This window comes from Microcoleus sp. PH2017_12_PCY_D_A (genome assembly GCF_020738565.1).
In the GTDB taxonomy this organism is placed as follows: domain Bacteria; phylum Cyanobacteriota; class Cyanobacteriia; order Cyanobacteriales; family Microcoleaceae; genus Microcoleus.
The window spans coordinates 1-8,714 of the sequence record NZ_JAEQCI010000176.1 but is presented as its reverse complement, the minus strand read 5'-3'; the positions used below and the strand labels follow the sequence as shown (position 1 = coordinate 8,714).

The following is an 8,714-nucleotide window of genomic DNA, read 5'->3' as shown; positions in this document are numbered from 1 at the left end:
GAATTTATTCCTCTGCCTTATTGAGAAAGTGTAATCAGGTTTGTAGTGAGGAATTTATTCCTCTGATTGATGCGGACTAAAGTCCTCACTACGAACCTGGAAAGGCTGTACAATTGCCGCCGAGGCCCGAAGCAATGGCGCAAGTATTGGTTTTTAGCATTCCTTCATAGGTATCAGCGCCACTACCTGCGCCGCCCAACTCGTCGCTGTAAAGTTCTTTGTCGGAAATTTTGACATTTGCTTCCCTCGCTACAGTCTGCATCAACTTCGGATTAGTTGTGGTTTCGACAAAAATTGTCGGCACTGCTGCGGCCTTGATTTCTGATGATAATTCCGCTATTCTTGCGGCTGTGGGCTGTTCCTCTGTTGTGACTCCTTGCAAAGCTCCAGCAACTTCTAAACCGTAAGCATCGGCATAGTAACTCAGTGCATCGTGAGTTGTGACTAATTTACGTTTGTCCGCGGGAATTGTCGCAATTTGTGCTTTAATCCAAGTATCTATTTTTGCTAAATCATCTGTTAATTTGGCAGCGTTTGTGGTATAGAGTTCAGCATTGGTTGGGGAAACTTTTTTCAATTCATCGCGAATTGTTTCTACCATGCGGATGCCATTTTGAGCGCTGTGCCATACGTGAGGATCGGGGACTTTTTCGCCTTCTGCATGGGGTTTATTTTCCGCTTTGTCTTCTGGGCCATGATCGTGGTCGTGTTCGCCCATCAACGGTTTGGGAACGGCGAGTTCGTGTACGGCAATTTTTGGTGCGGAATTACTGCTGGATTTAATTAGTTTAATGATGCTGGGTTCGTGGTCGTAGCCGGCGTATAAAATCAGATTTGCTGTTTCAATGGCTTTGCTATCTTCTGGTTTGGTTTGGTAGGCATGGGGATCTTCTCCGGGTTTGATTAGACAGGTGGTGTCGATCGAACTTTCGGCAATTTTTTTAGTAATGTCGCAGATGACACCAGTCGTAGCTACCACTTTTGGCAAATTGGTGGCGGGAGTGGCTTGAGTTTGAGTCGTAGCGGGACTGTCCGGTGTGGGATTGCTGGCTTGGGGGGAAGTGCACCCAAACAGTCCGCAGCCGATCGCCAAAACCGCCAAACCGCACAATCTGCTGCTTTTTCCGGTCAAGTTTTTTAACATTTCACCTTTGGAACGATAATCGTTATTACTTTTAGAGTTATCCTATTGTAGTAGCTACGAACAAGAATCGTTCTCAAAATCTGGAATTATGTTAGAAGTGCAAGACTTGGCTGTGAATTATCGAGGAATTTCGGCCCTCAACAGTGTGAATTTTCAGTTAGATCCGGGACAGTTAACTGGTGTGTTCGGCCCCAACGGCGCGGGGAAAAGCACTATGGTGAAGGCGATGCTGGGATTGATTCCGGCGTGTCGGGGTTTGGTAAAATATCAGGGGCGGTTGTTGAAGGAACAGTTATCGCGGGTGGCCTACGTGCCGCAGCGATCGCAAATTGATTGGGATTACCCGATTACGGTGCACAATGCGGTGATGATGGCGCGGACTGTCCAGACTGGTTGGTTTCGCAGTCCCTCGAAGCAGTCGCAGGAATTGGTAAAAGCGGCTTTGCTGCGGGTGGGAATGTGGGATTTGCGCGATCGACAAATTGGCGAACTCTCCGGCGGCCAGCAGCAGCGGATATTTTTAGCAAGGTCGATCGCCCAACAAGCTGACTTATTCTTCTTCGACGAGCCCTTTAGTGCGATCGACAAAGCCACAGAAGAGATTATTTTCGATATTTTTGCCGAACTCAAAGCCGAAAATAAAACCTTGCTAGTAATCAGCCACGATTTAGGCGAAACCTTAAAACAATACGATAATTTATTATTGCTAAACAAGCAGTTAATCGCCACTGGTTCTTGTCGGGAAGTCCTCACCGCTGCTAATATTCAAAAAGCCTATGGATACGATTTAAGCTTAGTTGCTGCGTGAGAAGACATTGGCGGTTGAAACCGCCTCTATACAAGCAAAACACGCCTCTGCGGGTTGAAGAGTAGGCAGTAATATTCGTAGGGTGTGGATCCCTTGAAAATTTATAACTAAAATCGACAATCTTATAGCGACGCACCTTACAAGACAATTTAATAAACCAACCAAAAACTTTTTTTAGCAAAAATTGCATAAGGTGCGTCGCTACGAGATTGTCGATTTTAGTTAAGGGATTTCTGCGGGCGACACACCCTACAGATACTTTTTTGTAGCAAAAATTCGTAAAAATTGCATAAGGTGCGTCGCTACGAGATTATCGATTTCCCTTGATGAATTTTCAAGGGATCCACACCCTACAGCTACTTCCATCCGTTACATCCGTTACAAAATCCGTTGCCGAACTTCCTTCTCCTATAAATGTTAAACATACTAATTGAGCCCCTAAAATTCGAGTTCATGCGAAATGCGATCGCCGTCGGAATTCTGCTAGGAATTGTCTGCGCGGTAGTCGGATCGTACTTAATTGTACAGCAAATGGGAATGATGGTAGACATGATTGCCCATTCAGTATTAGCAGGACTGCCGATCGCTTTTTATTTAGGTTTCAATATTGCGATCGGTGCATTTATCTCAGGAATTATCAGCGCCGTAATTATGGCATGGATTCAATCGCAATCGCGGATCAAAATAGATGCAGTTATGGCATTAATATTGTCAACATTTTTAGCAATTAGCGTTACCCTAATTAGCATCTTGCGGACAACAAAACTAGACTTAGACGGATTTTTGTTCGGGAATATCTTGTCAGTTGCACCCTCCGACGTGCAGCAGACTTTTATGATAACCTTAATTATTTTGGTCGCAGTTAAACTTTTTTACAAAGAACTACTATTCTATACATTTGACCCGCTGGGAGCGCAAGCATCGGGTTTGCCTGTAAACTTGATTTATTTGGGAATGATTTCGGCGATTACGCTGACGATTGTGGCGAGTTTGCAAACTGTGGGCGCACTGTTAGTAATTTCGCTGTTAATCGGGCCGGGAATCACGGTGTATTTGTTGGTAAAAGAGTTACATTTAATGATGGGATTGGGCGCAATTATTGGAATTACAGCTAGCGTGACTGGAATGTATCTTAGCTATTATTTTAATATGCCATCGGGTGCAGCAATTGTCTTAGTTGTGTTTGGATTATTTTTATTAGCTTTGCTGTTCAGTCCCAGTCAAGGAATTTTGACGAGAAAGAGAGGAGAATAGTGCGATTAAGTGTAAAACTATTGAGAAATATCGCTTTAAACTGAGTCTCGATCCCCCTAAATCCCCCGAAAGCAAGGGGGACTTTGAGAGCTTCCGGTTCTAGCTTTAAAAAGGGGGACTTAGAGCTTTTCCGGTTCCCCCCTTAAGAAGGGGGGTTAGGGGGGATCTGGGCCTAGTCGTCAAACAAGAAACTTATTACTAAGTTTGACGCGCTTGTTGACAGCAATGGCACTCACCCGCCGCTGCAAATCATGCGTTTCTTACGCTTAATTATTAGCTTGACAATAGGTTTCGTAAACACCATCCAGCAGTAAATTAAGAGCAAAAGTTGCTTTCTGGGCAGCTAACAATGCTTCCTGTTGTGCTTCTTCAGTTTCGCAAACCTGTAACAGCGCTTCGCCGGTGGCTTGCGAGTGGAATTCGTCGGCTTTTTCGTGAACTTGAAAGAAAGATAAAGCAGCTTGTGAATCGATGCCGTAAAATTCCTTTAAACCAGCGATTTTGGTTGTAGAAACTTCGGGGATTTGTGCTTCGTAGGCGTAGAGGGCGGCTAAACCTTTGGCGGGAGATTCGCTGCGGGCTAAGTCTTTGAGAATGCGGACGGATTCGCTGGTTTTTTCTAAATGTTCGCGGGACAAAACTGCATTTCGGTCTAAACCCAAACCTTCGGCGAAGCGCAGCCACAGTTCGGGGTGATTTGCGGCACCTCTTTCTTCTTCTATCAGGTTTTCGAGAAGCATTTGACGAATTTTGATATCGTCGCAGGCGGCGTGGGTAGCGCTGACGTAGGTGGGGAAGTTGTGAACTTGCAGGTAGTATTCTTGTGCATACTCTTGCAGCATTGCGAGGTCGAGTTTGCCTTCGTTCCACATTTGGTAGAATGGGTGTTTCAGCAGGTGGTTTTGGTCGAGGATGCTGTTGAGTTGTTCGAGAAATTGCTGTTGAGTCATAATTGTCGATCGCCCTTAAGGATAGTGCAGCCACTAAAATGTTATGGTAATCTGGGATTTTGTCAAGACCGAGTTTTCAGTTGTTTATGTTTTTGGATTGCTAGCGCGATCGCCCGAATCCTTTGCCGCGCATAGACTTTGACCAAACCACCAATTCGCCGCCATTCCCGCCAGCCGCCAGAAATTGACCGTCAGGATGCCATGCGAGACACGAAAAACCGCCCTGTGCACCTTCTAGAACTTGCAGCAATTGTGCTGCTTCATACCACAAACAAACTTGACCGTCGGCGGATGCAGAAGCTAATAAAAATGTGTTAGGTTGAAAGGCGATCGCACTTACAACATTTTCATGCACCTCTAGGGCCCAACCTTCCCAACCGACACTTTCATCAGCATCTCTTTCCCAAACAGAAACACCTTTAGAACTCGAAGCAGCCAACAAAGGTGCACCCAAAGAATTAATTTGATCCGACCAAGCCAACTCCCGAACCTTACCCGGAAAACCCTGCATTACCCACGGTTCCAAATTACCCCATTCACTAACAATTAGCGTATTGTCCATATTGGCGCAAGCTAAATATTGCCCTTGTGGCGACCAAGCAATTGCACCTGTTGCGGAAGGTACAGATAAAATTTCCGGGTCTTCGTCCCAGTCTTCGCCACTCCAAACTTTAACACCTTGATAGCCGCTAACTGCCAGGTATTGAACAATCGGATGCCATGCTAAACCTAGGATAGATGATGAGTCGAAATTCAGCGTTACTTCCACAACATTATCATCAGCATTCCAGACTTGAACGCAGCGGCCCATGCTAAAAGCTAACTGATTGCAGTGGGGACTCCAAGCTAACTTATCAACCCACACGCGCTGGTTATCCAAATTAGCAATTAATTTCCCCGAATTAACTAGCCAGATTCGGACTTTTCCGTCTTGTCCACCAGCAGCTAGCATTTGACTGTCCGAGGAGAAAGCTAAACAATTTGTTGAATTACCAGTTGCTATTTGTAGGGGTTGCAAGGACAATTCATTCATTGTCCCTAAAGTCCATAACATCACTTCACCGGCGGCGGAACTAACTGCTAAAGTTTTGCCATCCGGCGACCAAGTAACAGCAGTTACGTAATCAGATAGCATTTTTTGGGTGTGAAGTTTTAGGGTTAGTTCGCTTTTATTTATCTTTTTGTTACCCATATTTATTGAAGCTGAGATGTTGCACTATTTTTAATAACTGGCAAGATGCCCGTTCCACAAAAGATGAATTTTTTTCTTGTGGAACAGGCCCGAAAGCCTGTTCCTAAAAGCCAAATATTCAGTTAAACCAGACACTTACGGAAATCTTCTGTTAATTGATCGGCATTTAAGTTGCGACCGATGAAAACAAGTTCGTTTTTCGGAGTTTCGCTATCTTTCCAAGGTCGATCCGGTCTGCCATCGAACAGCATATGTACTCCTTGAAAAACAAATCGCTTCTCTTGTCCAGATATGTTTAAAATGCCTTTTGTCCGAAAGATATCTGTGCCTTGAGTCCGCAATAATTCGCCAATCCAATCACTAAATTTGTCGCCATCAACAGCACCAGATTCTACTATTGCCATTGATTTGACTGTTGCATCATGTTCGTGAACGTGTACGCCCAAAAAGTCCGGTTCGATTTCTAAGGCGCGGTTCAAATCAAATGCTTTGACGCCTAACAAGGCATCAATTTCTAGTTCTGCATTGTGAGTGCAGTGGATTTTTGCTATTGCATTTATGGCGCGAATTTGCTTTTCTAATTTCGCCAATTCTTCCGCACTTACTAAATCAGTTTTGTTGAGTAAAACTACGTCAGCAAAGGCAATTTGTTCTTGAACTTCTTCCGCATCCCAATGTTGCCAGACGTGCTTGGCATCAACGACAGTCACTACTGCATCTAGCAGCAATTGATCGCGCATATCTTCGTCTACAAAGAATGTCTGAATTACGGGTGCGGGGTCGGCTAAACCTGTGGTTTCGATGACTATGTGGTCGAATTTGTCGCGCCGCTTCATCAAGTTGCCGATAATCCGAATTAAATCACCTCGGACTGTACAGCAAATGCAGCCGTTGTTCATCTCAAAAATTTCTTCGTCGGCATCAATTATCAGTTGGTTATCGATGCCTACTTCGCCGAATTCGTTGACGATGACTGCAACTTTTTGGCCGTGTTCCTGTGTTAAAATGTGGTTCAGTAGCGTAGTTTTGCCTGCACCCAGATAGCCTGTGAGAACGGTCACGGGAACTGATTCGATCGCTCCAGCAGTAACCATATTTTACCTCTAGTTTTGTAGAATGATAACCATTGTCGCTATTTTACACCAGACTGGCTGGCCACCGCCACAATATTTAATAATGTTAATAAATTGTTAACTGGACTTGTAAGTTCGTAGTGAGGACTTTAGTCCGCATCTATAGAAAGACTAAAGTCCTCACTACGAACCTTGACAGATTGTAGGTCGGTAGTGAGGAATTTAGTCTGCATCCATAGAAGGACTTGCATTCCTCACTACGAACCTTGACAGATTGTAGGTCGGTAGTGAGGAATTTAGTCTGCATCCATAGAAGAAGGACTTGCATTCCTCACTACGAACCTTGACAGATTGTAGGTTCGTAGTGAGGAATGCAAGTCCGCATCTATTAGAAGGACTTGCATTCCTCACTACGAACCTTTATAGGTATGACCGATGACTCAAGAGAATTAACTGCCAATTATAGTTGCAATTCGATCGCGCTCCAACTCTTTGCCAATAATCACCAGCTTGGTTTGACGGAGTTCGGAAGGTTGCCAAGGGCGATCGTAAAAATATTCTATACGCGAACCCACACCTTGCAACACCATCCGCATCGGTTTTTTGGGAACCGCCACAAACCCCTTAATCCGATAGATTTCCTCTTGCTGCATCAAGGCTTGCAGCTTTTTCACCAAAGCATTCGGTTCAAATTCGCGATCGGCAATAAAGAAAGTCGAGTTAATATCATCATCGTGCTCGTGTTCCTCCTCCGTGTCGTGGTGACTCGGGCGGGACTCCAAATTATCCTCAACCGCCGCATTAAATCCCAACAGCACATCGGGGTTAATTTCGCCAGCCTTGCAGGGAACAATTTTTACACTCGGGCGCAATTCTTGCTGCAACCAGCTTTGAACTTTCTGGTGAGTTTCTGAATTTACGCGATCGACCTTCGTCAACAGTACCATATCGGCACAGGCCAACTGATCTTCAAACAATTCCTCGATCGGCGTTTCGTGATCCAAACTATCATCAGCCTCTCGCTGCGCCATCAAAGCATCGATATCGCCGACAAAAGTACCGCTAGCAACAGCCTCGCAATCAACAACAGCAACCACCCCGTCAACAGTAGCACCCGTGCGAATTTCCGGCCAGCGAAAAGCCTGAATCAAAGGCTTAGGAAGTGCGAGACCAGAAGTCTCAATTAAGATACAATCAATTTGGTCTTTGCGCTTCAACAATTCCTGCATCGTCGGCAAGAATTCCTCTTGCACAGTGCAGCAAAGACAACCATTTGTTAATTCTACAATATTACTGCTAACACTTTCTTCATCATCGCAAACTTGGCAATCGCGCAGCAATTCTCCGTCAATCCCAATTTCGCCAAACTCATTAACTAAAACAGCAATGCGGCGGCCTTGATTGTTTTGCAATAAATGGCGAATTAAGGTGGTTTTGCCGCTACCGAGAAAACCAGTGATTACTGTAACAGGAATCTTGTGCATTATTAATTACCAATTGAGTTTTTAGAGTATAACACTTTATAAAAAGACAAGAGTGAAACTAAGTTGGAGTTAGGATTCAATCAACTCTTAGCAAACCTCTTTATTGTATCATAAAAATATTTTGCACGAGGTTTATTAAATAAGGGTATGTAGTTGCGCTCTTTGCGCTCTTTGACCTAGAGCGCAAAGAGCGCAACTACGTACCTTAGAGTACCGAATCTATTTCCGCCATCTATCAAATTGGTCTTCCGAACAGCCATTAATAAATTGATTGTTCACCCAACCGTCAAGAATTGTAAAAGTTTCATTAGGAGCATTCCCAGAAGTTCTAGCCGCAATTTTTACCCAATTACCTTGTCTGCTAACAGCTCGAACTCCGTCTCCTCTTTTGAGTTTAGCTACAACCGGGTACTTATTGCCGGGGCCTTTGCGAATGTTAACCGCGCCGCCTTCCCCTGTAATAAACGAGCATTGAGTTTGTTTTTTTAAGGCTTCTACTTTTTCCGGTGAAAGACTTTGCTCTTTGCCGAAAACTGGAAAGCTATAAAGCGAAAAACTAAAACTTGCAAAGGCGGCTGCAATGAAAAAGGCTTTTGATTGACTAAAACTCAACATTTATTTAATCTCCTTGGGTTGGAAGGACTGAAGTCCTTACTACGAACTTTTTGGAAAGGATCGAAGTCCTTACTACGAACTTTTTGGAAAGGATCGAAGTCCTTACTACGAACTTTTTGGAAAGGACTGAAGTCCTTACTACGAACTTTTTGGAAAGGACTGAAGTCCTTACTACGAACTTTTTGGGAAGGACT

Annotated in this window: 8 protein-coding genes; 2 read left to right on the top strand and 6 right to left on the bottom strand. The window is 44.3% G+C overall.

What is annotated here, in order from left to right:
• Positions 1-88: 88 nt before the first annotated feature.
• Complete coding sequence (locus tag JGK39_RS31200) at positions 89-1,144, bottom strand: zinc ABC transporter substrate-binding protein (protein ID WP_293261655.1); 1,056 nt, start codon at positions 1,142-1,144, stop codon at positions 89-91.
• Positions 1,145-1,232: 88 nt separating this feature from the next.
• Between JGK39_RS31200 and JGK39_RS31195 the strand changes: the two genes are divergently transcribed.
• Both JGK39_RS31195 and JGK39_RS31190 read left to right on the top strand, forming a co-directional pair.
• A complete protein-coding gene (locus tag JGK39_RS31195) occupies positions 1,233-1,952 on the top strand; it encodes a metal ABC transporter ATP-binding protein (protein ID WP_293261658.1) in 720 nt (239 codons plus the stop codon).
• 414 nt (positions 1,953-2,366) lie between these two features.
• Entirely contained in the window at positions 2,367-3,206 is an 840-nt protein-coding gene (locus JGK39_RS31190; RefSeq protein ID WP_293298698.1) for a metal ABC transporter permease, read from the top strand.
• Between the two features lie 266 nt (positions 3,207-3,472).
• On the opposite strand, the gene JGK39_RS31185 is transcribed toward JGK39_RS31190, so the two are convergent.
• The 5 genes from JGK39_RS31185 to JGK39_RS31165 all read right to left on the bottom strand — a co-directional run bounded on the left by JGK39_RS31185 (position 3,473) and on the right by JGK39_RS31165 (position 8,520).
• On the bottom strand, positions 3,473-4,156 hold the full coding sequence (locus tag JGK39_RS31185; RefSeq protein WP_293261664.1) for a CADD family putative folate metabolism protein: 684 nt from the start codon (positions 4,154-4,156) through the stop codon (positions 3,473-3,475).
• Positions 4,157-4,256: 100 nt separating this feature from the next.
• A complete protein-coding gene (locus JGK39_RS31180; protein WP_293261667.1) occupies positions 4,257-5,348 on the bottom strand; it encodes a WD40 repeat domain-containing protein in 1,092 nt (363 codons plus the stop codon).
• Between the two features lie 122 nt (positions 5,349-5,470).
• Complete coding sequence (locus JGK39_RS31175) at positions 5,471-6,442, bottom strand: GTP-binding protein (RefSeq protein ID WP_293261670.1); 972 nt, start codon at positions 6,440-6,442, stop codon at positions 5,471-5,473.
• A gap of 428 nt (positions 6,443-6,870) precedes the next feature.
• On the bottom strand, positions 6,871-7,905 hold the full coding sequence (gene cobW / locus JGK39_RS31170) for a cobalamin biosynthesis protein CobW (protein ID WP_293261673.1): 1,035 nt from the start codon (positions 7,903-7,905) through the stop codon (positions 6,871-6,873).
• 219 nt (positions 7,906-8,124) lie between these two features.
• The gene (locus JGK39_RS31165) at positions 8,125-8,520 is read right to left on the bottom strand and encodes an SH3 domain-containing protein (RefSeq protein ID WP_293261676.1); all 396 of its coding nucleotides are present in this window, start codon (positions 8,518-8,520) and stop codon (positions 8,125-8,127) included.
• Positions 8,521-8,714 lie beyond the last annotated feature (194 nt).

Bases quoted from the DNA above. Each gene is read 5' to 3' on its own strand.
- JGK39_RS31200 (WP_293261655.1), bottom strand. From the start codon at position 1,144: ATGTTAAAAAACTTGACCGGAAAAAGCAGCAGATTGTGCGGTTTGGCG.
- JGK39_RS31195 (WP_293261658.1), top strand. From the start codon at position 1,233: ATGTTAGAAGTGCAAGACTTGGCTGTGAATTATCGAGGAATTTCGGCC.
- JGK39_RS31190 (WP_293298698.1), top strand. From the start codon at position 2,367: ATGTTAAACATACTAATTGAGCCCCTAAAATTCGAGTTCATGCGAAAT.
- JGK39_RS31185 (WP_293261664.1), bottom strand. From the start codon at position 4,156: ATGACTCAACAGCAATTTCTCGAACAACTCAACAGCATCCTCGACCAA.
- JGK39_RS31180 (WP_293261667.1), bottom strand. From the start codon at position 5,348: ATGGGTAACAAAAAGATAAATAAAAGCGAACTAACCCTAAAACTTCAC.
- JGK39_RS31175 (WP_293261670.1), bottom strand. From the start codon at position 6,442: ATGGTTACTGCTGGAGCGATCGAATCAGTTCCCGTGACCGTTCTCACA.
- cobW (WP_293261673.1), bottom strand. From the start codon at position 7,905: ATGCACAAGATTCCTGTTACAGTAATCACTGGTTTTCTCGGTAGCGGC.
- JGK39_RS31165 (WP_293261676.1), bottom strand. From the start codon at position 8,520: ATGTTGAGTTTTAGTCAATCAAAAGCCTTTTTCATTGCAGCCGCCTTT.